Annotated in this window: 21 protein-coding genes; 4 read left to right on the forward strand and 17 right to left on the reverse strand. The window is 74.9% G+C overall.

Annotated elements, in window-relative coordinates:
- Window positions 1–5 precede the first annotated feature (5 nt).
- The 7 genes from LIX60_RS07070 to LIX60_RS07100 form a co-directional block, all read right to left on the reverse strand.
- Window positions 6–1,559 carry an NAD(P)-binding domain-containing protein gene (locus LIX60_RS07070; protein WP_227957695.1) on the reverse strand — a complete coding sequence of 518 codons (1,554 nt, stop codon included), beginning with the start codon at window positions 1,557–1,559 and terminating at the stop codon, window positions 6–8.
- Between the two features lie 81 nt (window positions 1,560–1,640).
- Entirely contained in the window at window positions 1,641–3,704 is a 2,064-nt protein-coding gene (locus LIX60_RS07075) for an iron ABC transporter permease (protein ID WP_227957696.1), read from the reverse strand.
- A 3-nt stretch (window positions 3,705–3,707) separates the two neighbouring features.
- Window positions 3,708–4,685, reverse strand: a complete 978-nt coding sequence (locus tag LIX60_RS07080) for an iron-siderophore ABC transporter substrate-binding protein (RefSeq protein WP_227957697.1) — start codon at window positions 4,683–4,685, stop codon at window positions 3,708–3,710.
- Window positions 4,682–5,542 carry an ABC transporter ATP-binding protein gene (locus LIX60_RS07085; protein WP_227957698.1) on the reverse strand — a complete coding sequence of 287 codons (861 nt, stop codon included), beginning with the start codon at window positions 5,540–5,542 and terminating at the stop codon, window positions 4,682–4,684. The genes LIX60_RS07080 and LIX60_RS07085 overlap by 4 nt, the downstream gene beginning before the upstream one ends.
- A 111-nt stretch (window positions 5,543–5,653) precedes the next feature.
- Complete coding sequence (locus LIX60_RS07090; RefSeq protein ID WP_227957699.1) at window positions 5,654–6,811, reverse strand: SGNH/GDSL hydrolase family protein; 1,158 nt, start codon at window positions 6,809–6,811, stop codon at window positions 5,654–5,656.
- A 208-nt stretch (window positions 6,812–7,019) separates the two neighbouring features.
- Window positions 7,020–8,075: a hypothetical protein gene (locus LIX60_RS07095; protein WP_227957700.1), complete on the reverse strand. Its 1,056-nt coding sequence runs from the start codon at window positions 8,073–8,075 to the stop codon at window positions 7,020–7,022.
- Window positions 8,068–9,114 (reverse strand): LLM class flavin-dependent oxidoreductase, encoded by a 1,047-nt coding sequence (locus tag LIX60_RS07100; RefSeq protein ID WP_308101110.1) that lies wholly within the window; start codon window positions 9,112–9,114, stop codon window positions 8,068–8,070. The genes LIX60_RS07095 and LIX60_RS07100 overlap by 8 nt, the downstream gene beginning before the upstream one ends.
- 65 nt (window positions 9,115–9,179) lie before the next feature.
- Here LIX60_RS07100 and LIX60_RS07105 point away from each other — a divergent pair, with 65 nt between their 5' ends.
- Both LIX60_RS07105 and LIX60_RS07110 read left to right on the forward strand, forming a co-directional pair.
- Window positions 9,180–9,452, forward strand: a complete 273-nt coding sequence (locus LIX60_RS07105; protein WP_227957701.1) for a helix-turn-helix transcriptional regulator — start codon at window positions 9,180–9,182, stop codon at window positions 9,450–9,452.
- Entirely contained in the window at window positions 9,449–9,934 is a 486-nt protein-coding gene (locus LIX60_RS07110) for a hypothetical protein (protein ID WP_227957702.1), read from the forward strand. The genes LIX60_RS07105 and LIX60_RS07110 overlap by 4 nt, the downstream gene beginning before the upstream one ends.
- A gap of 121 nt (window positions 9,935–10,055) precedes the next feature.
- Here the strand turns inward: LIX60_RS07110 and LIX60_RS07115 are convergent, their stop codons facing one another.
- Window positions 10,056–10,235: an LxmA leader domain family RiPP gene (locus LIX60_RS07115; RefSeq protein ID WP_227957703.1), complete on the reverse strand. Its 180-nt coding sequence runs from the start codon at window positions 10,233–10,235 to the stop codon at window positions 10,056–10,058.
- Between the two features lie 203 nt (window positions 10,236–10,438).
- Here LIX60_RS07115 and LIX60_RS07120 point away from each other — a divergent pair, with 203 nt between their 5' ends.
- Window positions 10,439–11,767 (forward strand): pitrilysin family protein, encoded by a 1,329-nt coding sequence (locus tag LIX60_RS07120; protein WP_227957704.1) that lies wholly within the window; start codon window positions 10,439–10,441, stop codon window positions 11,765–11,767.
- Entirely contained in the window at window positions 11,764–13,077 is a 1,314-nt protein-coding gene (locus tag LIX60_RS07125) for a pitrilysin family protein (protein ID WP_227957705.1), read from the forward strand. The genes LIX60_RS07120 and LIX60_RS07125 overlap by 4 nt, the downstream gene beginning before the upstream one ends.
- Before the next feature lie 281 nt (window positions 13,078–13,358).
- Here the strand turns inward: LIX60_RS07125 and LIX60_RS07130 are convergent, their stop codons facing one another.
- From LIX60_RS07130 to LIX60_RS07170, 9 genes are all read right to left on the reverse strand, one after another.
- Entirely contained in the window at window positions 13,359–14,621 is a 1,263-nt protein-coding gene (locus tag LIX60_RS07130) for an ABC transporter permease (RefSeq protein ID WP_227957706.1), read from the reverse strand.
- A complete protein-coding gene (locus LIX60_RS07135) occupies window positions 14,618–15,547 on the reverse strand; it encodes an ABC transporter ATP-binding protein (protein ID WP_227957707.1) in 930 nt (309 codons plus the stop codon). The genes LIX60_RS07130 and LIX60_RS07135 overlap by 4 nt, the downstream gene beginning before the upstream one ends.
- Window positions 15,548–15,654: 107 nt before the next feature.
- A complete protein-coding gene (locus LIX60_RS07140) occupies window positions 15,655–16,449 on the reverse strand; it encodes a bifunctional 2-polyprenyl-6-hydroxyphenol methylase/3-demethylubiquinol 3-O-methyltransferase UbiG (protein ID WP_227957708.1) in 795 nt (264 codons plus the stop codon).
- Window positions 16,446–17,213: a flavoprotein gene (locus LIX60_RS07145; RefSeq protein ID WP_227957709.1), complete on the reverse strand. Its 768-nt coding sequence runs from the start codon at window positions 17,211–17,213 to the stop codon at window positions 16,446–16,448. Before LIX60_RS07145 ends, LIX60_RS07140 begins: the two co-directional genes overlap by 4 nt.
- Window positions 17,210–18,997: an ABC transporter ATP-binding protein gene (locus LIX60_RS07150; protein WP_227957710.1), complete on the reverse strand. Its 1,788-nt coding sequence runs from the start codon at window positions 18,995–18,997 to the stop codon at window positions 17,210–17,212. Before LIX60_RS07150 ends, LIX60_RS07145 begins: the two co-directional genes overlap by 4 nt.
- 192 nt (window positions 18,998–19,189) lie before the next feature.
- On the reverse strand, window positions 19,190–20,284 hold the full coding sequence (locus LIX60_RS07155) for a T3SS effector HopA1 family protein (RefSeq protein ID WP_227957711.1): 1,095 nt from the start codon (window positions 20,282–20,284) through the stop codon (window positions 19,190–19,192).
- The gene (gene lxmK / locus LIX60_RS07160; RefSeq protein ID WP_308101111.1) at window positions 20,281–21,738 is read right to left on the reverse strand and encodes a class V lanthionine synthetase subunit LxmK; all 1,458 of its coding nucleotides are present in this window, start codon (window positions 21,736–21,738) and stop codon (window positions 20,281–20,283) included. The genes LIX60_RS07155 and lxmK overlap by 4 nt, the downstream gene beginning before the upstream one ends.
- Window positions 21,711–21,989, reverse strand: coding sequence for a helix-turn-helix domain-containing protein (locus LIX60_RS07165; protein ID WP_308102017.1), 279 nt, complete (start codon window positions 21,987–21,989; stop codon window positions 21,711–21,713). Before LIX60_RS07165 ends, lxmK begins: the two co-directional genes overlap by 28 nt.
- 391 nt (window positions 21,990–22,380) lie before the next feature.
- Window positions 22,381–23,055, reverse strand: coding sequence for a GPP34 family phosphoprotein (locus tag LIX60_RS07170; protein WP_227957713.1), 675 nt, complete (start codon window positions 23,053–23,055; stop codon window positions 22,381–22,383).
- Window positions 23,056–23,075: the final 20 nt, after the last annotated feature.

Raw genomic sequence — 23,075 nt, forward strand, 5'->3', positions numbered from 1 at the left:
CGGACTCAGCCACGTAGGACAAGGCAGTCCTTCACGAACGCGGTGAGCGGCTGCCGGTGGACCACCGGGAGGTCCCAGTCGTTCTCCAGGTTCTCCGCCAGATGGTGGGTGCCGGCGAGGACGCCGTCGCGGTAGTGGCGGACGACGGGGTGCAGATAGGTGGAGTCCATCGCGTGGTCGGCGTCGTTCTCCGCGACGCGGGGCACGGTGGCGTCGAACGGATCGGCCTGCTCGTGGTCCGGCCCGTACTCCAGATCGACGGTGAAGCGGTGCGGCGCTCCACCGAGCAGGCCGTCGGTGACGTAGTCGAGCGGGACCTCCTCCTCGTACCGGGCCCGGTCGCCGTCCACGCTGACGACATCGCCGAGGACACCGAACTGCTGCCACAGGGCGGACGAGCGGTTGACGCGGGCGGTGATCGCGTCGGCGATCGCCTCCGGCGCCGCGGCGAGCGGCTCACCCGGCCACGGCGCGCCGTGGTACCGCGCGCCCAGGATGCGGTGCAGGGCTCGCGTCCCGTACCGGAAGCCGTGCACGAAGCCGTTGGTGGACCTCTTGAAGTCGCGCTGCTGGGTCAGGGTTCCGGCGAAGTAGAGGCCCGGCACGTTCACCGACTCGAAGGCGGAGGTCTGCTCGGGGAACCGGTCGTCGATGACGAGAGCGGGGCGGCAGTCCGCGTCGAACACCGAGGCGTCGAAACGGAAGCCGGTGCACGCGATGATCCGGTCGTAGTGCAGTTCGCGCAGCCGCTCCGCGGTCCGGGCGTAGCGGAACATCACCCGGAACCGGCCGTCGCCGGTCCGCTCGATGCTCTCCACGCTGCCGTCGAGCACCGCGTTCTGCGACTTGAGCTGGTAGCTGTCCAGGAAGTTGTTGTTCACCGCCCGCAGATGCCCGACGAAGTGGGTCTGCCAGGCCATCCGCACCGAGTGCGGCCCGGCGACGTGGATCACCGCCGCCTTCTCCATCAGGGCATCGGCCGTTTCGAAGCCGGAGTTGCCCTTGCCGATGACCAGCACCCGCCGGCCGGTGAAGGACTCCGGGTCCGGGTCGAAGGTGTCGTAGCGTTCGGCGAGCCCGATGCCGGGGATCGGCGGCTCGTTGAGGGCGGAGACGCCGGTGGCCACGACGATCCGCCGCGCCCGCCACTCCCGCCCGCCGCCGTCGAGCGCGGTGAAGCCGTCCTCCGAACGGGAGACACGGACGACCTCGGTGCCGTACTCGACGCGGACACCGGTGCGTTCCGCGAAGTCGGCCAGATAGCGCACCATGTCGTCGGCGTGCGGGAAGTAGCGCTCGCTGTAGCGCGTGAAGAGAAGCTCCGGATCGTCGCTGAGCAGCGAGTTCCAGTCCATGCGCAGCTTCAGTTCCGGGTCCGTGTACCCGGTGTGCACCTTGTTGACCGAGATGAGCCGGCGGTGCCGGGGATACCGGGCGAAGAAGGTCCCCGGCCCACTCCCCCGCTCCAGGACGACGTAGTCGCGGCCGTCGCGTTCCATGAGGGCCGCGAGCTGCAGTCCGGCCGGTCCGGCCCCGATGATCAGGAAATCTCGCACCATACGCGGGACGCTAGCGGCGGAACCTCAGAGCACTCTGAGATTCGCCGCCGGCGGGACGGCGGGACGAGGGCGGCGGCGCGGCTACCCGCGGGTGCGGACCAGCAGGTGGAGGAAGTACGGGGTACCGATCACGGCGGTCATGAGGCCGGCGCCGAGCTGGGCGGGCGCGATCACGGTGCGGCCCACCAGGTCGGCGGTGCAGACCAGGACGGCGCCCAGGAGCACCGCGACCGGTATGACCCGGGCGTGCCGCCGGCCGGCGAGGGCGCGGGCCGCGTGGGGGGCGACGAGACCGACGAAGCCGATGGTGCCCGCGGCGGCGACGGCGGTGGCGCTGAGCAGGACGCTCAGGGAGAGGAAGCCGAGGCGCCCGCGGGCGAGGCCGAGCCCGAGGAGGCGCGGGGTGTCCTCGTCGAGCGACACGAGGTCGAGTTCGGTGCGCCGCGCGGCGGCGACGGCCAGGCCCGCGGCGAGGGCGGCCGCGAGGGGGACCACGTCGGGCAGGGTCCGGCCGTAGGTGGAGCCCGAGAGCCAGGTGAGCGCCTTCGTGGCGTTGAAGGGGTCGGTCAGCACGATGAGCAGGCTGATCAGGGCGCCCGTCCCGGTGGCGACGCCGAATCCGACGAGGACCAGCCGGTTCTGGCGGAACCCGCCGCGCGCGGCGAGCCCGAAGACGACAACGGCGCTGACCGCGGCGCCCGCGAAGGCCGCTCCGGCGACGCTCCACGCCCCGGCCGCCGGCACCGTCGTCACGAGCAGCACGGCGCCCAGCGCGGCGCCGTGGGAGACGCCCAGGATGCCGGGTTCCGCGAGGGGGTTGCGGGTCACGGCCTGGACGAGGGTCCCGGACAGGGCCAGCGCGCCGCCCGCGAGGAGGGCGGCGAGGACGCGCGGCACCCGGGTGTCGAGGACGAAGCCGGTGGTCTGCCCGGCGCGGCCGAGCGCCCAGTTGGCCACGTCGCCCAGCAGCAGCTTGGCGTCTCCCAGCAGGACGGCGGCGATGACCACGCCGGCGAGCAGGGCCGCCAGGACGGCCGTGGTGGTGAGGAAGACGGCCCGGCTCCTGATGCGCACCCGGTCGGCCGCGGCGCCGGAGGTGTCCCGGAGCCGGGTGGCCATGACGATCAGGAAGACGGCGCCGAGGAGGCCGGTGACGACGCCGGTCGGCACGGCGACGGCGGTGTCGGCCGCGACGGCCGTGCGCAGCGCCACGTCCGAACCGAGCACCAGGGCGGCGCCGGTGAGGCCGGCGAGGGGAAGGGCGGCACGGGTCCGGGCGAAGGCGCGGAACCGGCGGGCGAGGGGGCGGACGAGGGCGGGCGCGCACAGGCCGACGAAGCCGATCGGTCCGGCGAGGGTGACGGCGGCCGTGGAGAGGAGCGCCGCGAGCACGACGGCGCCGACGCGGGTGGCCCGCACCGGGACGCCGAGGCCGCGGGCCGCGTCGTCGCCGAGCGCCAGGGCGTCGATCCGGTGGGCGAGAAGCAGCAGCCCGGCGAACCCGGCGGCGGCGAGGGGCACCGTCTGCAGGACGCCGTCGAAGCCGTTCTGGGCGATGCTGCCCTGGTTCCACGCGTAGAGGCCCTCCGTCTCCCGCGGGAACAGCAGGAGCAGTCCCTGGGTGACGGCGGTGAGGCCGAGGGTGAGGGCGCTGCCGGCCAGGACGAGGCGGACGGTGCCGGAGCCGAGGCCGGACAGCCCGAGCACCACGGCCGCCGCCGCGAGACCGCCGGCGAAGGCCACGCCGGAGGAGGCGAGCAGCGGGAGTGAGACGCCGGTGGCGGCGGCGAGCCCCAGGGCCAGGTAGGAGCCGGCGTTGACGGCGAGGGTGTCGGGCGAGGCGAGGACGTTGCGGCTGACCGCCTGCAGGGCGGCGCCCGCCGCCCCGAGCACGGCCCCGACGAGCAGCCCGGCGGCCGTCCTCGGCAGCCGCGAGGCGATGACGACGGACGCGTCGGCGGGGTCGGCCCGGCCGGTGAGCGCCTTCCAGACCTCGGGGGCGCCCACGGCGGCCGTGCCCTCGGTGACGTCCACCAGCGCGAGGGCGGTGACCAGCAGGAGCAGTGCGGCCGTCACCGCGGCCGCACCCGTCCGGGACGGGGCCGTCGCCGGACGGGTGGCGGGTGGTGTCGCGGTGACGGTCATGGGCTACCGCGTCAGCGCGGCGACGACGGAGTCGATGTACTGGTTCATCGACTCGGGGCCGCCGAACATCCAGATGCCGTCGGGCAGCCGGTGGACGTTGTCCTTCTTCACGAACGGCAGCGAGGTCCACACCTTGTCGTCGGCGAGGGCGCCGGCGAAGGGGTTGCTGTTCTTGTCGCCGTCGTTGCCGATGTAGGCGAAGTGCACGTCCTCGTCCAGTTCGGTGAGCCCTTCGACGTCGGTGGTGCCGAGGCCGTAGGCCTTGTCGCCCTTGACGGTCCAGGCGTTCTCGAGGCCGAGCTTCTCGTTGACCGCGCCGATGAGCGAGCCGCTGGTGAAGGGCCGGACGGAGACCTGGTTGGAGACGACGTAGCCGTCGGCGAAGGCGTACGGGGCGCCGTCGAGACCGGCGCCGGCGAGGGCCTTCCTCCCCTCGGCGAGCTTGGTGTCGAACTCCTTCTTCAGCTTCCCGGCCCGCTCGGTGGTGCCGGTGGCCTCGGCGATGAGGTCGAGGTTCTCGGTCATCTGCCCGATCGGGTCGGAGGCGTCGGCGGGACGCGCCTCCAGGACCGGGGCGATCTTGCGCAGCTGCTTCAGGGCGGCCGGCGGCAGGTCGGTGGTGGCCACGACGAGGTCGGGCTTCAGGGCGGCGATGGTGTCCATGCTGGGCTCGCCGCGGGTGCCGATGTCCTTGGGCTCGTTCTTCAGCGGGACCGCGGTGTCCCAGGTCTTGTACCCCTTGACGTCGGCGACGCCGGCGGGGTCGACGCCCAGCGATATCAGGCTCTCGACGATGTTCCACTCGGTGCCGACGACCTTCTCGGCGGGCCCGTCGAGCTCGACCTCCGTACCGGAGGCGTCGGTGAGGGTGATGCGCTCGGCGGTCTTCTCCGCCGTGCCGTCGGCGGCGGGCTCGGTCGTCCCGCAGGCGGTCAGGGTGAGGGCCGCGGCGGTGACCGCGGCGAGGAGGAGGCGTCTCATGAGGGGGCGCTGAGCCTTTCGGTTCGTGTGTGGTGCCGGCCGATGGCGCGGGTGCGCAGCCGGCCGGTGACGGGGTCGGTGTCGACGTCGATGCGGATGCCGTACGTCTCGGTGAGCCGCCGCGGCGTCAGGACGTCCTCGGGCGGGCCCTCGGCGGCGATCCGGCCCTCGTCGAGGAGGACGATCCGGTCGGCGACGGCCGCGGCCTGGTCCAGGTCGTGCAGGACCGTGCCGACGGCGATCCCGTGGTCGTCCGCCAAGTCGCGGATCAGGTCGAGGAGTTCGACCTGGTAGCGCAGGTCGAGGTAGGTCGTCGGCTCGTCGAGGAGGAGCACGCCGGTCTCCTGGGCGAGGCAGCCGGCCAGCCAGACCCGCTGGAGCTGTCCTCCGGAGAGGTGCTCGGCGCCGCGGTCGGCGAGTTCCGAGGCGCCCGTCATGGCGAGCGCGCGGTCCACCGCGGCGGGGCCGTCCGGGTCGGCCCTGCCCCAGCGGCCCCGGTACGGGTAGCGGCCGAACTCGACGACGTCGCGCACCGTCAGCCCGCTGGGCGTGGGGCGGCCCTGGGTCAGCAGGGCCACGCGGCGCGCGAACGCGCGGGAACTCAGGGCGAGGCCGTCGGTGTCCGTGTCGAGGACGAGCGTGGCGGTCCTGGGCCGCAGCAGACGCGCCAGCGTGCGCAGGAGTGTCGACTTGCCGCTTCCGTTCGGGCCCACCAGGGCGGTGACCTCACCGGGCCGCAGCGTCATCGAGGCGTTGTGCACGATGTCGGTGCCGTCGTACGCCACGGTGACCCCGGTGGCCGTCAGTTGATGACCACGGGGGCTCGGGGTCGCGGATATCTCTTCACCACCAGGCACGCAGCACAGGTTAGCCTAACCTAACAAGACGCTGAACCGGGGGGCGCCGGACACGGGGATCGCTGCGGCCGGACGCGCGCGATCGCCGAACCGGCCACCGCACCGCGCCGCTCACCAGTCCAGCGGAAGCGTGGCGAGGTACTGGCCGAGCAGGCCGGAGATGATCCGGTGGTCGCTGAGGGACGGATGCCAGTCGCAGCCGAGGCGGTCCAGGGCCGGGTCGTCGTAGTACCAGTAGCCCACCCGGCCGTCGCCCCGCGCGACGCGGTTCCGGACGACGCGCTCGGCGGTGTCGGCGAAGGCGGTGGTGCCGGACACGGAGGTGGCGCTGACGACGAGGTGGGTCCCGGCGCCGTAGCGGGCGCGCAGCTTGTCGAGGAAGCCGTGGTAGGCGCTCTCGTACGCGGCGATGAGCTCGTCCTGCGTGGCCCAGGGCTCGCCCGCGTTGAGCGGGGTCGAGAAGTCGTTGATGCCCAGGCCGATGACGACGACCTGCGGGTTCCAGGTGTCCGGCTTCTCCCACACGTCGCCCACGACGTGCAGCAACGCCCGGTCGTAGTAGGTGCGGTAGTCGGTGCCGGGCTCGCCGCCGTTGTAGTTGCGCACCATGCCCCGGCCGGAGAAGGCGTTCTGCTGGTGATCGGCGTCGAGGGCTTCGGCGGTGAGGGCGGGGAAGGCGAGGCCGGCGTTGGTGTTCCGGTCGACACCGCCGGTGGCGGAACAGTCGCGGGTGCCCGAGGTGTTGCCGTATCCGGCGGTGTAGGAGTCGCCGATGAACTCGATCTGCCGGCACCGCGCCGCGGGGGCGGGCAGCATCCGGCCTCCCCCGGCGGCGGCGAAGCCGCCGAACCGGCCCGCGGCCCAGGCGCTCTCCGTCCGCTTGACGAGCCGCACGCCGTGTTCGCCGTCCGGCAGGCCGTTGATCCACGCGGTGGTCCGGCCCGGGGTCACCAGGGTGGTGACGGTCTCTCCGTCGATCCGGACGTCGTAGTCGTTGACGGCGTCGTCGAGCACGACACCGACGCCGGTGCCGCGGAAACGGCCCTCGAAGGAGATGCCGGGCCAGCTGTACCGCACGTAGCCGTCGGCCGCCTCCTTCACCCGGCCCACCGTCCGGTACGTGGCCGGGGCGGTGGACGGCCGCGAGGCGCGGGCCGGGGACGGCGGGGACGCAGGGGAGGCCGGGGACGGAGACGTCACGGTGGTGACGGCGCCCGCGGCCGAGGCCGTGAGGAACGTCCGCCGGGAGAGGTGACGAGACCTGCGCATGTGCGGTTCCCTTCGCTGTCCTGGACGGCTCATGACCGGAGGGGGAAGCGCCCATGGGAGCGCTCCCCCCGCCCGCCACACCATCAGACGCGGCGCGGTGGGCGTCAAGACGGCGAGGGGATCTCCGGTCACGCGCCGGGCCGGGAACCGCCGGCGCCGCAACCTCGGCGAAGAGCCGGGCCGGCCGAGCCGCGGGAGACATACGCGCTCACCAGTGGAGGGCGGGCTCGCCGTGGGCGTCGAGGAACTCGGCGAGGAGGTCCGCGTAGGCGGTCAGGTCGTCGTGCCAGCCGACGTAGGCGGCGTAGTCGTGCATATGGGTGGCCAGCCGCAGGGTGGCGTGGCGGGCCGTGCCCTCGGGGGGCGCCGGGTGCGGTCCGGGGCCGAGATAGCCCTCCAGCAGGGCACGGGCCGGCTCCGTGAAGTCGCCGGGCCGGTGGCGGGCGGCGCCGCCCAGGCCGCGGGCGGCGGCGCCGCGCAGTTCGGCGAGTTCCCCGAGCAGCCAGCCCAGGTCGCCGGCCGGCTCGCCCACCGTGATCTCCTCGCCGGTGAGCAGGACGGCGCCGCCGCACCAGGGGGTCGGCACGAGCCACCCCAGGCTGGGCGCACCGTGCAGCAGGGTTCGTGAGGCCAGGGGGGCGGTGGCGTGCGACCAGTCCGCCAGCCGGGTCCACAGCCGCGGGCCGAGGCGGGCTCGGACGCCGTCCCGCAGCCGGGCGGCGTCGCCGGGGCGCGGTTCGCCGGCGGTCCACGACCGCAGCCGGTCCAGTCCCCGGTGGGGCGGGGGCGGTTCGGGCAGGGGCGGGCGCTCGCGGTGCAGGCGGCGCAGTGTCCGGCCGGCGGCGCGCAGGGCGTCGGCCACGGCATTACGCGCCGCTTCCTCACCGGACTGGAGAAGGACGGCGGCCGAGAAGGGAGCCGGCACGTCGTAGAGGACGCCGGAGGACGGGTCCGGCGGGTCCGGCGGGTCCGTGCCGTCCGGCGCGTCCGGCGCGTCCGGCGCGTCCGGTTCCGGGCGGGGCGCCGGCGGCTCGGGGCGGCCGAGGACGAGTCCCGCGCCGCCGGGGTGGTGCCCGGCGCGGTCCAGCATGGCCCGGAGGGCGGCTCCCGGGAGCGGCCCGCTCCCGGGGTGGTCGGGGCCGGGCGTGCGCAGCCAGGTGAAACGGCCGTCGTCATGGCGGCGCACGGTGATCCGCAGGTACCGGGTGCCGTACGCGCGCACGGTGACCGGAACCCGGGCCGGGCCGGCGAGCCGGTCAGCCATGGCGCCTCCGCACCGCCGCGATGATGTCCTCCGCGTCGCGGAGCGCGGCGTCCGGCCCCTCGGTGAAGAGCACGCCGGCGCAGTTGAGCACGACCTCGTCCACCCCCGCCTCCCGGTGGTCGTCCAGCCGGGCGGCGATGTGGCCGGGCGAGCCGGTGACGAAGGTGCCGCTGTCCACGAGGGCCGCGGCTCCGGCGCGCGGGTCGGCCGGGTCGGCGGGCACCCCGGCGCGGCGCAGCATGTCGGTGTAGTGGGGAGCACTGAGATGTCCGGCGGCGGCGGTGTGGGCGAGCGCGTAGGGGTCGCGGCCCGCACGCTCCACGGCGACGTGCACGACGGTGACCAGGCGCGGGCGGTGTTCGCGCTCCTTGGCGCCCTCCTGGAGGGCGGGCAGCAGGGTGCCCCCGACGTAGTCGGGCGGCGTCATCCAGGTGATGGCGGCGTCCGCCGCCGCGCCGGCGGTGCGCGCCATGTTGGGGCGCAGGACGCCGACCCCGACCTCGACGGGCGGGTGCTCCATGGGGACGAGGCGGCCGCGCAGGGCGTGGTAGTCCCCGGCGTGGTCGACGATCCGCCCGTCGAGCAGCGCCCGGACGGTGCGCAGGTAGTCCCCGGCCATGGTCAGCGGGGATCGGTAGGGGGCGCCGTTGAGGCTGCGGACGAACGAGGAGGCCCCGACGCCGTACCCGGCGACCACCGGCAGTTCCGTGGCGAGGGCCAGGGAGCGGGCCTGGAGCGCGGCCTCGTAGGGGTGACGCAGCGGCATGAGGGTGACGCTCGTGCCGACGGGAACGCGCAGTCCGGAGCCGGCCAGATAGGCGAGGGACTGATGGGTCTCCGCCTTGAGCGACTGCCCCGTCCACAGCCTGCGGGCGCCGGTGCGCCGGACGAGTTCGGCGTAGGGGCGGAGCGCGCCGGGGGTCTCGGGCATGGTCGGGACCAGCAGGCCGGGCAGCGGGGAGCGTTCGGCCGCGCCGGGGCCGGTGTCCGGTTCCCGGCCGGGCGACGGTGTGGAGCGGGCAGCGGGGCCGGAGGTCATGGTCGAAACACTCCCAGGTGTTGTCTGTGCTTGACGGGTCGTTGTGTTTACCTTACGTTTCTGTCATGAGCCCAGTGCGCCCCCGAGAGGGATCGCCCATCCACAACCAGCTCAGGGTGCTGCGCGCGGAGCGCGGGATGAGCCGGGCCGCGCTCGCCGAGGCGGTGGAGGTCCATCCGCAGACCATCGGCGCCATCGAGCGGGGGGACTACTTCCCGAGCCTCGATCTGGCCTTCCGGATCTGCGAGGTCTTCGACCTCCCCGTGGAGGCGGTGTTCAGCCGCCGCCCCTTCGCGCCGCTGTCCGCCCGGGTCTACAACAGGAAGGAACAGCCGTGAGCCAGGACCAGCCCTCCACCGGCCGCCCCGGCCGCAGCGGGAGCCCGGACGACGAACCGGCCCCCGGCGCCCCGGACCGCAGCCCGCGGCGGCTCCTGGCCGCGGCGCTCGTCGCACTGAGTGCCGTCATGGCGGTCCTCTCCCTCGTCTCCGACGGCAACGCCTTCTCCGACACCCGCTGGCTGCTCGCCTTCGTCGTCTGGCTGGGCCTGTGGGCCGTGCTGCGCTCGATGACGCGGGCCCTGGGCGAGCGCCCCGACGCGGGCCTGGACGAACGGGAGCTGGGGCTGCGCAACCGGGTCGCGTTCATCGGCTACCAGTGCGCGGTCGGGGCGGGCATGGCGGTGGTCCTGCTGATGGTGATCGCGCAGAACAGCCCGGCGGTGATCGAGCGGGTCCCCGCACTGCTGACCACCCTCATGCTCACCTCCGCGGCCGTTCCGTCGGTCCTGCTCGGCTGGTGGGACACCGACCGCGACTGACGGCGGGCGGCCTATCCTGGAGCAGGGCGGGTGCCCGCCGATTTCGGCGGCGGGCACCCGCCCCGCGGCACCTCGGGTCAGGCGCGCCGGGCGCGCTGCGGACCCGTCCCGCCCGGCGGGATCAGCAGGAGTGGTCGAAGGTGTTGTCGACCGACACCGCCGAGACCGCGGAGATCGCGGAGATGCACGCCTGCGAGGAGGTGGTCACCGTGGTGGTGGCGGCCGGGGCCTCGGCGGCCGGGGCGATCTCCTCGGCCTCCGCGTAGGCGGCGTAGCCGCTGATCAGCGACTGAGTGTCCATGAAGAACTCCTTCGTCGGATGTGACAGGTAACGGGAAATGCACGGACTCACGTTCGGCGCATGGCTCCGCCTCCGTGGCCGCCCCAGCACCATTGCCGTCCCCGGCGACGGCTGGCAACCGTCCTGACCGCAATCGGACAGTGTCCGCAATCAGCCAGGGCACGGCGTTGAACCGCCCGAAAGGGCGGGATACTCTCCCCCGGATGACACCGCACCGGATACGCCGCATCATTCTCGACAACGGCCTGCGGGTGCTCTTGGCCCCCGACGACGCGACACCGGCCGTGGGAATCGCGGTGCATTACGCCGTGGGATTCCGCACCGAACCGGCGGGCCGCAGCGGCCTCGCCCATCTGTTCGAGCATCTGGTCTTCCAGGGGGGCGGCAGCGTTCCCCCGGGCGATCACCTGCGGCTCGTCCAGGACGCCGGCGGCCGGTGCGACGCGAGCACCCGGCAGGACGTGACCGTCTACCACAGCGCCGCACCGGCCTCCGCACTCGATCTGCTGCTTTTCCTGGAGGCCGAGCGCATGCGCGCCCCGCATATCACCGAGGAGAATCTGCGGAGCCAGACGGCGGTCATCGGAGAGGAAATCGGACTCGCCCTCCGCAACCGCCCCTACGGCTGTTATCCGTGGATTCTCCCGAAGGCGCTGTTCAGCCGCTCCGAGAACACCCGGGACGGTTACGGGGAAACGGCGGACCTGGCCGCCGTGGAGTTGTCCGACTGCCGGGAATTCTTCGCCCGCTATTACGCCCCGGCCAATGCGCACCTCACCCTCGCCGGGGGTTTCGACCCCGGTGCCGCCGCCGGGCTGGTGCGGCGGCACTTCGGCCGGCTGCCCGGGCGGGAGCCGCCTCCCGCCCCGCGGCTCGCCGAACCGCCCGCACGGGAGCGGACCCGGACGCGGGTGACGGACCCGCACGCGCGGATGCCCGCCCTCGGCGCGGCCCTGCCCCTCCCGGACCCGGCGACCGGGCGCGACGCCTACCTCGCGCACCTCGCCCTGGCCTCGCTGCTGGCCCAGGGCGGCGACGCGCCCCTGCGGCGCAGGCTGCGGGGACAGGCGTCGGGGGTGACGAGCCTGTCGGTGGGCTGCGGCCTGTTCGGCGTGCCGATGGAGACGCGCGGCCCCGACCTGCTGACCGTCTTCGCGGTGCACGGCCCGCCGGCTCCCCGCACGGCGGGCGGCGGCGCGGGCGGCGGGCCCGGCGGAGCGGACGCCGTCCTCACGGCGCTGGACGAGGAGGTGGCCGAGGTGGCCGAACGGGGCCCCGAGCCGGACCGGCTCGGCCGCGTCACCGCCCGCTGGGCGGCGGCGGCCCTGCGGGAGTTGGGGGATCCGGCGGTCCGCGCCCGGTTGCTGGGCACCCGGGAGGTGCTCTTCGGCGAGGCGGAACTGACGGACGGGCTGCCGCGTCTGCTGCGGGAGCGGGCGACCCCCGAACGGGTGCGGGACGCGGCGGCGGCCCTGCGGTCGCACGGCCGTGCGGCCGTGCTCATCGATCCGGCCGCGGGAGCCGCCGCATGACGGCCGCCGTCCCCGCCCCCGACGTGGACACGGTGCTCGGCAACGGGCTGCGCGTGGTGGTCGTCCGGGCCCCCGTCGTCCCGCTGGCGGAGATCCGGCTGACGGTGCCCCACGCCCCCGCCACCGGCGGTGACGTCTCCCGCCGGCAGGTGCTCGCGGCCTGCCTGCTGCACGGCACGCCCGAGCACGACGCCGCCTCCTTCGACGCCGCACTGGCCGGCTGCGGGGCGACGCTCACCGCCACGGCCGACGCGCGGCGCCTCACCGTCACGGGCCACACCCTGGCCGACCGGCTGCCCGACGTGCTGCGGCTGCTCGCCGACGCGGTGCTGCGGCCGGAGCTGGACGACGCGCTGGTCGCGCGGCAGGCCGCGCAGACGGCCCACCGCCTGCGGCTGGCCGCGGACCAGCCCGCCGCCGTCGCGCAGGACGCCCTGCTGCGGCACCGGTACGGGGAGCGCGCCGCACTGTGGCAGCCCGCCCCGGACGGCCTCCGCGGGTGCGACGCCGCCGCGCTGCGCGCCCTGCACCGACAGCACGTCCGCGCGGGCGGGGCGTCCCTCGTCCTGGCCGGGGACGTGCGGCCGGACGAGGCGCTCCACCAGGTGACGCGCACGCTGGGCGGCTGGCGGGCGGCGGAGGGGGAGGTGCGGCGCGTACCGCCGCCGCCGTTCGGCGGAGGGCCGCTGCGGCTGGTGCGCCGGCCCGGCGCGGTGCAGAGCCTGCTGCGGCTGGCCGCTCCCGCCGTCCCGCGGACGGACCCGGCCTATCCGGCGCTGCACCTGGCCAACGTCGCCTTCGGCGGTTCGTTCTCCTCCCGCCTGGCCCGGCGCCTGCGGGAGGAGAAGGGGTACGCCTATCTCGTCGCCTCGGGCATGGAGTCGGTGCCCGGCTCCTCGGCGCTCATGGTCGAGGCGGACACCGCCACCGAGCACACCGCCGCCGCACTGGCCTGTGTGCGCGAGGAGCTGGAGCGGGTGTGCGAGCAGCCGCCGGACACGGCGGAGGTGCGGTCCGCGCAGCGGTACGCGGCCGGATCGACGGCCACCGCGATGGCCGCGCCCGCGGCGCTGGCGACCGCTCTGTCGAACCTCCTGCACGTGGGCGCCGGGGCCGACTGGCTGCACCGGTGGGAGGAGCGGCTCACGGCGGTGCGCCCGGCCGAAGTGGCCGCGGCGGCACGGCGGTTCTTCGCCCCGGAGGGATTCACGGGTGTGGTCGTGGCCGAGGGTGCGGCGGTGGACCGGATGGTGCGGGCGTCCCCCTCCCCCGGCTTCGCCGTCGTTCCGGACCCCGCCGGCGCGGTCTGACGGCGGATCGGCGCGGTCACCGGGAACGGCGGGGCGGCGGCCGCCCCGTGCGCCCGTTCCCGGTGGCCGGGCGGTGGTGCGTGCGGGTCAGCGGCGGCGGTTCGCCCTGATGCCCGCGGCGACGGCGATGAACAGGGCGAGACCGATGACGATCCACAGGACGATGTCCACGGTGTGACCTCCGGATGGAGTGGTGGGTATCAAGAGCGCGGCGGCAGGGCCGGACGACGGCCGCGGCGCCGGTGGTGACGGGGGGCGGTGGGCACCGGGTGCCCGGTGTCTCACCGCCTGCGCAGGGCCTCCTTGATGCTCAGGCGTGCTCCGTTGTGCAGCACGCTGCCGGCGTACACCCGGCCGGCCAGCCGGGTCAGCAGGACCAGGGCCGCCCCGGCGAGCAGGAGCGACAGCGCGACCTGCCAGGCGTCAGCCGTGCCCAGCACCATGCGCGCGGGCATCAGCACGGGGCTGAACGGCGGCAGCAGGGACAGCCACTCGATGACCGGGGCGTGCGGATCGTCGGTGAGCAGGACGAGGCCCAGCACGAACGGTGCGGTGATCAGCACCATCACCGGCTGGACGACGGCCTGGAGGTCCTCCTGGCGGGACACCCGCGCGGCGGCGGCCGCCAGCAGCGCGGCGAACAGGAGGAACCCGAGGACGAACCACACCCCCAGGGCGAGCAGGGTGCCGCCGACGGCGGCCGGCAGCCGGAGCAGTCCGGTCGTCTCCGCCAGCGCGGCCCCCGCACCGCCGAGCAGCAGGAACTGGGCGAGCCCGACGACGGCGACGCCGATCGTCTTGCCCGCCAGCAGCTGCCACGGCCGGATCGTGGAGAGCAGCAGCTCCACCACCCGGCTGGACTTCTCCTCCACCACGCCCTGGGCGAGCGTCAGACCGAGGAGGACGAAGAAGAAGTACAGCAGTCCGGTGGAGGCCAGCACGAGGACGAACTGCTCGGCCGCCCCGTTCCTCGCGGGTTCCAGGGCGGTGACGCGCACCTCGGGCGAGCCGACGTTCCTGGCCAGTTCCGCCGGGTCGACGCCCGCCTCGCGCAGTTCCCGGACGGTGCGCTCCCGCTCGGCGGTGGTGCGCACCGCGGTCAGCAGCTCCGGATCGGCGCCGTGTTCGACCACGAGCCCGGGGCTGCCGGGCGGGCCGGTCACGACGGCCGACAGTTCCCCGGTCCGCAGGAGCTCCTTTGCCCCGCCACGGCTGACCTCCTCGAAGCGGTACGACTCCCCCGCCTCCCGCGCTGCGGACTCCAGGGCGGGGCGCAGCGCCGCGGCCCGGTCGTCGAGCCCGACGACGGCCGGCCCGCTCTGCGCGAACAGCGGGAGGAGGGCGTAGAGGCCGAGGACGAGCAGGAGTCCGGCCGTGCCGAACACGAAGGACTTCGTCCGCGTCCGGCTGCGGATCTCCCGCCGCGCGACGAGGCCCACCGCACGGCGGGACGACAGCGGGGCCCCGGGGAAGCGGCCCCCGGCCGGCCCGTCCGCCGTGGTGTTCCCGGGGGATCGCGGGGCGCGGGACGTGGCGGGGTTCACGCGCCGCCTCCCGCGGCCGCGCCGGCCGTGCGGCGGCCGGCGGTGTCGCGGAACACCTCCGCCAGGGAGCGCCGCTCCCAGGCGAAGGAGGCGACCCGGCCGGCCGCCAGCGCGGCGCGCAGCACCCGCTGGTCGTCCCCGGGGTCGGCGAGACCGAGCCGGACGCTGCTGCCCTCCCGGCCGAGTACCCGCACCCCGGGCAGGGCGTCGGCCCACCCCTCCGGGGCGCCGCGCACATCCACCACCAGGCTGTCCCCGGCCGGACCGCCGAGCTCCCCGACGGTCCCGCAGGCGACGAGCCGGCCGTCGGCGATGATGCCGACGCGGTCGCACAACCCCTCCACCAGCGACAGCTGATGGCTGGAGAAGACCACCGGCACCCCGGCCGCCGCCGTCTGCCGGAGCACGTCGCTCATCACGTCCACCGCGACCGGGTCGAGCCCGGAGAAGGGTTCGTCCAGCACGAGCGCCACCGGGTCGTGGACGAGGGCCGCGGCGAGCTGCACGCGCTGCTGGTTCCCCAGGCTGAGGGACTGCACCTCCGCGTCGGCGTACCCGGCGACGTCCAGGCGCTCCAGCCACCCGCGGGCGGCGGCACGGGCGGCGGCCGGTGTCATGCCGTGCAGTTCACCGAAGTACCGCAGCTGTTCGGCGGCCTTCATGCGCGGGTACAGCCCCCGCTCCTCCGGCATGTACCCGATGCGGCGGCGGGTGGCGAACGAGATCGGCCGCCCCTGCCAGCACACCCGGCCGGCGTCCGGGGCGAGGACGCCCAGGATGATCCGCATGGTCGTCGTCTTGCCGGCGCCGTTGCCGCCGACGAAGCCGAAGAGCTCACCGGCCCGGACGCCGAAGGTCAGGCCGTCGACGACTCGCCGTGTGCCATAGCTCTTGCCGATCCCGTCGATCTGGAGCGCTGCGGTCATCACCTGAACCCTTCGCAATGCAGACTCAACGATACCGAGTATTGCGTTAACACAACATCCCGTCAAGCTTCCACTACGAAGCGGGGCACGGCTCCGCCGGCCGTCCCTCAGCCCCGGGCAGCGGGTGCCGCGGCGGGCTCGTCCGCGGCGGGCCCGTCCGCGGCGGCCTCCAGGGTGACGACGTGCCGGTCGGTGTGGTCGGTGACCTCGCCGCGCTCCCAGTCACTCCAGCGCCCGGTCACCCGCAGCCCGGCCAGCCGGGCCATGAGGTCGAACTCGGCGGGCCAGGCGTACCGGCTCACCTCGGGCACCTTGCGCAGCCCGCCGGGCGTGAGGATCGTGTGCACCACCAGGACGCTCTGCAGGCTGCGGTTGACCTGGACGGTGTCCACCAGCAGCGCGTCCGGGGCCAGATGGTTGAACCGCGAGGTGGGCCCGGTCAGTTGGTGGTAGACCATCGGGTCGTAGGTCTCCACGACGGCGACGCCGCCGTCGGCGAGCGAGTCGCGGACGCCGCGCAGACAGCTGATCTGCTGCTCCTGGGTCGGCAGCATGAACAGCGTGTTGAGCGCGATGAGCACGATGTCGAACCGGTCGTCCACGACGCGGTGTGTGAAGTCGCCCCGGGTACTGGTGACGGTGCCCGTCGTGTCGTTCTCGGCCAGCTTCTCCAGCATCGCCGCCGAGGCGTCCACACCGTGCACCCGGTAGCCGTGCCGGGCGAGCGGCACGGCCAGCCGGCCGGTGCCCACGCCGAGTTCGAGGAGCGTCGCGGGCGTGGGCCGCAGTCCTTCCAGGAAGGCGACCATCGTGTCGATGGCGGGCCCCGCGGCGGGGTAGAGCTGGTCGTACACGTCCGCGAGCGCGTCACCGTAGGCGCTGCTGTTGCCGTTCGTCGTCATGTGCACTCCTCCTCGGTTGCGGATGCGCGGTCCTGCCGGCCCCGTGCGGGCCGTCCGTCCGCGGCGGGCGGCCGGCGCGGTCCGTCCGCGGCGGCCCGCGGCCGCGCCGCCTCGCGGGCCGCCCGGGCCACCACCTCGGGGAAGGCGGCGGGGGCCCAGGCCTCCCGGCGGCCGCTGGTCGTACTGCGGCCCGGGTGCGGTGGCACGACCGTAACGCCGGGACGCCCGGCCAGCCGCCGCAGATGCTCGGCGTACGCCGGGCTCTCCGCGCCGCCGGGCGGCAGCGCGGGGGCGATGACCACCGGTGCGGAGGTGCACTGGAGCGCCAGCAGCACCGGGGTGTCGGCGAGCCCGAGCGCCAGCCGCGCCACGCAGTGGAACGTGGCGGGGTGGACGACGACGGCCTGCGGCCACTGGGCGAGGTCCACGTGCGGCGCGCTCTCCTGCGGCTCGTCGGGCCACCGGTCCCGCAGAACGGGCGCCCCGCCGATCGCGGTCAGCGCCTCCCGCGTGACGAAGCGCTCGGCGGAGCGGGTGAGGACGAACCGGGTGGCCAGGTGCGGGTGCGCGCCGCGCAGCCAGCCCGCCCAGAAGGGCAGGTGCGCGGCGGCGACCGAGCCGGTGCCGACGACCAGCAGCCGCGCGAGGCCGCCGGCGGCTTCCGCGTCCGGCCCGTCCTGCCCGTCTGCCGGTGCCGCCGAGGACGCCGGTGCCGCCGGAGCCGCCGGGCCGGGCGGCGCGCCCTCCGGGTGACCGGCCGTCACAGCGAGGCCCCCACGCCGGCCCGCCGCGCGGGCCCCGGGTCCCCGCCGCCGCGCAGGACCTGGCCGCGGACCAGCTCGACGTAGCGGGGGCAGCACAGCAGCAGTTCCTCGTGGGTGCCGCGGCCGACGATCCGCCCCTCGTCCACCACCACGATGAGGTCCGCGTCCTGCACGGTGGAGATGCGGTGCGCCACCGCGATGACGGCGCGCTCCCCGGCCAGGTCGCGCATCATGCGGCGAAGCCGCTCCTCGTTCTCGCTGTCGAGCTGCGACGTCGGTTCGTCGAAGAGCACGATCCGGGCGTCCCGCAGCAGTACCCGCGCCGCGGCAAGCCGCTGGCGCTGGCCGCCCGAGAGGTCCTCCGCGCGGCCCAGCTCGGTGTCGAGCCCGTCCGGCAGCAGCTCCACGGCCTCGCGCAGCCCCATGGTCTCCAGGGCCTGCCACAGTTCGGCCTCGCGGTGGCCGTCCTCCGCGCCGAGCAGCAGGTTCTCGCGCACCGTCCCCTCGATGAGGGTGAAGTTCTGGTCGACGTAGGAGATCTGACCGCGCAGCTGGTCCAGCGGCCACTCCTCCAGCGCCCGCCCGCCCACCGCGATACGGCCCGAGGTCGGCGGCAGGAAGCGCTCGATCAGGCTCAGCAGCGTCGTCTTCCCGGCCCCGGACGGCCCGACGAGCGCGGTCAGTCCCCGGGCGGGCGCGGTGAACGCCGCCTCGTGGATGATCGTGCGCCCGGCGTCGGTGTACGTCACGTCCTCGAACGTGACGGCCGGGGCGGAGGGGACGGGAGCCGCCGGCTCGGTGGCGCCCGGGTGCTCGGGGGGCAGCGTGAGCACGCTGTCGAGACGGCTCCGCGCGGCCAGGCCGGTCTGCATGCGGGCGATGCCGGAGACCAGCATCGTCAGCGGTGAGATCATCTGCAGCAGGTAGACGATGAACGCCGCGAACTCCCCGATCGTGAGCACCCCGTCGGCCAGCCGCGCCCCGCTGGTGACCATCACGGCCACGATGGCGATCTGCTGTCCGAGCTGCATCGTCGGGCCCACCATCACCTGCGAGCGCGCCACCGACACCGCCGCCCGGGCCGCGTCGTCCACGCTGCGCTCCAGAGAGGCGGCGGCCTGGCGCTCCGCCCGGAACGCCTTGACGGTCGGCAGGGAGAGCACCGCCGCCGTCATCTGCTGCGACATGGCCCCGATCGCGCCCTGCTGGCGCTCCACACCGCTGCGGATGGCCCGCACGGACAGGGTGACGCCGGCGCCCGCCAGGGTGAAGGTGCACACCACCACCAGGAGCAGGACCCAGTCGAGCAGGCCCATCGCGACCAACGTGCCGGCGGTGAGGAACAGCGAGGCCGGGATCTGGGTGACGCCCACGTCCACCACGGACCGCAACTGCGAGCTGTCGGAGCTGACCCGCGCCACGAGATTGCCCGCACCCTCCCGGCGGACGGTGCGCAGCGGCAGCCGCAGGACGTGCGCGGCGATCCGGTTGCGGGCCGAGGCGACCAGCCCCTCGCCGGCCCGGGCCAGCAGATAGGCCCCCAGGGCCGAGCAGCCGGCGGCGCCGACCGCCAGGCAGGCCATCGTCACCAGCGGGCCGGCCGGAGGCCCGTCACCGGTGAGGGCCGCCACCAGATCCCGGACCTGCAGCGGGAGCAGCAGCGTGGCGGTGGCCGCCAGCAGGCTGAGGACGACGGCACTCCCGACGGCCGCCTTCCGGCGGCGGAACAGTTCGGAGAAGACGCGCAGCTCTTCCCCCGGCGTCGCGGACGGGTCCTTCGCCATGGTGGGCTCGCTCCTCGGGCGGTCGGTGCGGTCGGGAGGGTCGGGACGGTCTGCCGGACGGGGCGGTCTGGCGGACGGGGCGGTCTGCCGGACAGGACGGTCTGCCGGACGGCGCGGGGCGCGCGGGAGCCGGGCGGCGGGGCGGGAGACGCGGACGGAAGCCGGCCGGGATGGCGGGCCGTCCGCGCGGCCTCATCCCAGGGGCGGCAGCCAGGGCCAGGGCCGCGAGGTGAGGTTCCGGGCCGGGTCCGCGGGATCGATGTTGGCCTCGGCGCAGGCGGCGGCCAGTTCGTCCTCCCCGGGCCGCTCCCGCCCGTCGAGGGCGGCCTCCACACAGCAGCGGGCCAGGACGTGGGCGCGGTGCTCGCCGAAGCTCAGCCCGGTCATGCCGGGACGGCCGTCCTCCGGTTCCCAGGCGGCGGTCACACCGGGCGCGAGGGGGTGCGCGAAGGCGGGGCGCACCGCGTCGGGCACCCCCGCGGCGACGGCCGCCTCGGCGATCCGGGGCGCCTCGCCCCAGGAGGAGGGGTCGAGGTACACCACCATCCCGTCGTTGCGGGGCAGGCTCACCGGATTGGAGATGATCTTGGCGCGGTAGACGGCGGACCGTTCCTCCAGCAGCGTCAGCACCGCGTTCCACAGCGCCGGGGCCGCCTCGGCGTCGGCGACGCGGAGGTACACCCGCAGCAGCCCGCCCGGCCCCACCCGGCCCGCACCGCTGTCCACCAGGAAGAAGCCCGGCGAGAGGGCCGGCCGGGCGGCGGGCAGCGCGATACGTACCGCGCGGCGGTCCGCCCTCCCCTCCGCGGCCGGCCCCGTGCCCCCCGGACCGGCCCCGGCGCCCTCCGGCGCGCGGGAGGAACCGCCGGCCCGCAGCCGGACGGCGTCGGGGACGGCGACCCGCAGCCCGTCGATCTCCATGAGCCGTCCGCCGCCCCGCGCCCGTTCTCCGGTGTCGGTCCCCGGCACCACCGTCTCGCGATGCGGTGTGGCGTCGGCCAGTCTCTCCTCATAGGCGGGGGCGCGCAGGCTCTTGGGCGGCGCCTCGTCCCGCAGGCCCCGGCCGGTGTGCAGGACCTCGTACAGGACGCGGGCGAGGGCGAGCCGCAGGACGGCCGCCGACTCGGCGGTCACCTCCTCCCCCTCGACGAGCGCCGATGTCGCGCCGGGTGCCGTCGTCACGGCCGCCAGCGCCCGGCGCAGCCCCGGGGACAGCCGCCCCGGGGCGCTCTTCGACGCCGCCGCTGCCGTGACCGCCGCTGCCGTCGCCGCCGTGTCCGTGCTCATGCCGCCTCCCCGAATCCGACCGTCGACACAAAACCGCCCGGGTCCAGCACCGCGGTGCGGCCGATGCCGGCCGCGGCCCGGACGATGGCCGACAGCCGGCCGTTCTCCCGCGTGGAGGCGATGAGCCGGTCGATGAGATGCCAGCCGGCGTAGGCGGTGGCCCGCTCGGCGAGCCCCGGGTCGCCGGCCACCGGTCCGCCGCCCTCCCGGTACCCCTGCCAGAAGGACGCCACGAGGGGGACAACCCGGCCCAGTTCCCGGCTGCCGCGCGCCACGACCTGCTCGTGGGTGAGGGCCCCGGCGAGCGGCTCGCCCGCGTCGCCGTCCACCGGGATGCGCAGCACGGCACGGTGCAGCCACTCCCCGGCGAAGGCGCCGATGTCCCGGGCGGGGTCGCCGAGGCGGAACTCCTCCCAGTCGCTCAGGTACAGGCGCCCGTCCGCCACCAGGAACTGATCGAGCCTCAGGTCGCCGTGCACGGGGACGTCGAAGCGGCCGTCCTCGGACGCCCGCAGCCGCTCGAGCGCGCCGAGGAGCGGACGGTCCCGCTGCAGCAGGCCCCAGGCCTGGAGGAAGGCGCCCGTGGCGCCCAGGTAGACGTGCAGCGGCAGTTCCCGGAGGTCCTCCGTCGGCGGGAAGGGGTGGGGATCGGGACGGGGCAGAGCGTCCGCCCGGTGGGGCATGCGGTGCAGGGCGGCGAGCGTGCGTCCCGCCGTGTGCGCGAGCTCGGGGCCGAAGCCGTCGTCGGCCGCGAGTTCACTGCCCGAGCGCACATCGTCCAGGAGCGCGAAGGCCAGCAGCCGGTTCTCCTCGTCGCCCCCGAGCAGCTCGGGGTGCGGGACGGCGGCCGGGGCGTCACCGGCCATCCGCTCGAACGCCATGATGCGCCGATAACGCCTCAGCGATTCTCCGGAACCGCCTCTCAGTTTCTTCACGAACACCGCGGCACCGGTATCGGTCACCCCCGACCAATTGTCGTTGCGGCCCGGATGCGAAGACAACTCCGAGCCGTCGAGTGACCCGAGGCCGAGGCGGCCGATCAGCCGCCTCACCGGTTCTTCGACCGGTAATTCGGCGGACGTCACGGACGGGCCGATTTCCGAGAGTTCTCTCCCTGAGCGTTCCACCGTCGCTTTGTATCGCGGCCCGCGGCGGGCGGGCAACGGCGGTGACCGCCATCGGCCACCGACCGCCTCCGGACCGTGCGGCGCGGCGCCGCGGCCCACGCGCCGTACCCGGGCGGAGGCCGCGGCGCCGCGGTCCCTCCTCCCGCGCTCGTGCGGCGGCAGCACGCCGCCCCGCCGGGCACGCCACCCGGCGGGGCGATCGACGGCACCGCTCCCACCGGCGGCTTCTCCCGGCCCGGGCGGGAGCCGGGAAGGCGGGAGGGCGGGAGGGCGGGAGGGCGGGAGGGGATCACGGAGCCTCAGAGAATGTGCCGGCGCACCGCCCACACCACCGCCTCCACCGGGGTGTCGACCTGGACGTGCTCGCAGATGACGCGGAGCCTGCGGCGCAGCGTGCGCTCACTCACGCCCAAGCGGCGCGCCACCTGGGCCATGGTGCAGCCCTGGGAGAGGAGTTGGAGGATATGCAGGTGTTCGGCCCCCAGTCCCGGTACCAGAGTCCTGCACTCACTTCTTCCGTGCATACGCATCAATTCCCGGATCGTCATCGGGGACGGCATACCTCGGCATCGCAGCATCAACCGGTCGCGGGGACCGGCGGAATACCCGTCTGCAACACAGGAAGACAAGCCCCCGCCCTTGTCTGCGGACGTCGTGCGTTTCAGCAACACGGGAGAAACCCTGGTGCGAAATCCCCCGTGGCGGCTCGGTCGTTGGTCTCCGCCCCCGTGCCGTCGCGGATCCGGCCCGCCCGGTCACGGAACGGCACAGGAGCACACCCCACGCGTGACCAGTCCCTCGCGCCCCAAACGGAGAGACCCCCGTCGAACGCACTTTTACACAAGCGGACTTGGCTGCTCCGAGATTGTCCGGCCCCGGGAGTGCGGAACAGGGGCGCACGGGACCGCCGCCGGACGGGGCGGACCCCGCCCGGGCCCGCCGCCGGCGTCAGCCGTCAGCCGTCAGCCGTCAGCCGTTCATGGTCGTCGTGGTCACCACGGTCGTCGTGACGATCACCGTCAGGGCGTTCTCCGCCGCCTCGATGACGCGGCGGACCGCCTCCGCCGACCACCGGCCGTGCGCGACCTCCGCCATGGCCTTCTTGACCGCGGCCCTGTCGGCGTCCGGGAAGGCCAGCCGGTGCAGTCCCGCACCGTGCAGCAGGGCCACCAGGCTCGCCGTGCGGTCGTCAGGGGATTCGTCGCCGAGGACCACCTCGTCCAGCCGCCGCCGCACCGCGGCCTCCGCCGAGCCGTCGGCCTCCGGGTAGCGGCGCACGGGGAAGAGGCCGAGCACCTTCTTCCGCTCCTCCCGGACGAGGCCCTTGTCCAGCAGGCCGCTGCGCGCTCCGGCCACCGCGTCGCCCTTGAGTCGGTTGATCCAGTCCCCGGTCCCGCCGGGCTTGTCCCGGCCGGCGATCTCGGCGAGCGCGGCATCGAGGGCGGGTTCACCGAGCGGCGTCGGATCGAGGAGGGTCACCTTGTCGCCGGTGACGTCGATCCGGCGGGCCAGCGCCAGCTCCACCAGGGCGGCCGCGGAGACGGCCAAGGCCACCTTCGCCGACTCCTTCTCCGTCCCCGACTCGTCGTCCAGCGCGAGCAGCAGAAGCTGCTCACCCAGTGTGGTCTCCCTGGGGGGCTCCATCGGACCGTCCTCTCCTTCGA

Source organism: Streptomyces sp. S07_1.15, from assembly GCF_020739505.1.
Classification (GTDB): Bacteria; Actinomycetota; Actinomycetes; order Streptomycetales; family Streptomycetaceae; genus Streptomyces; species Streptomyces xinghaiensis.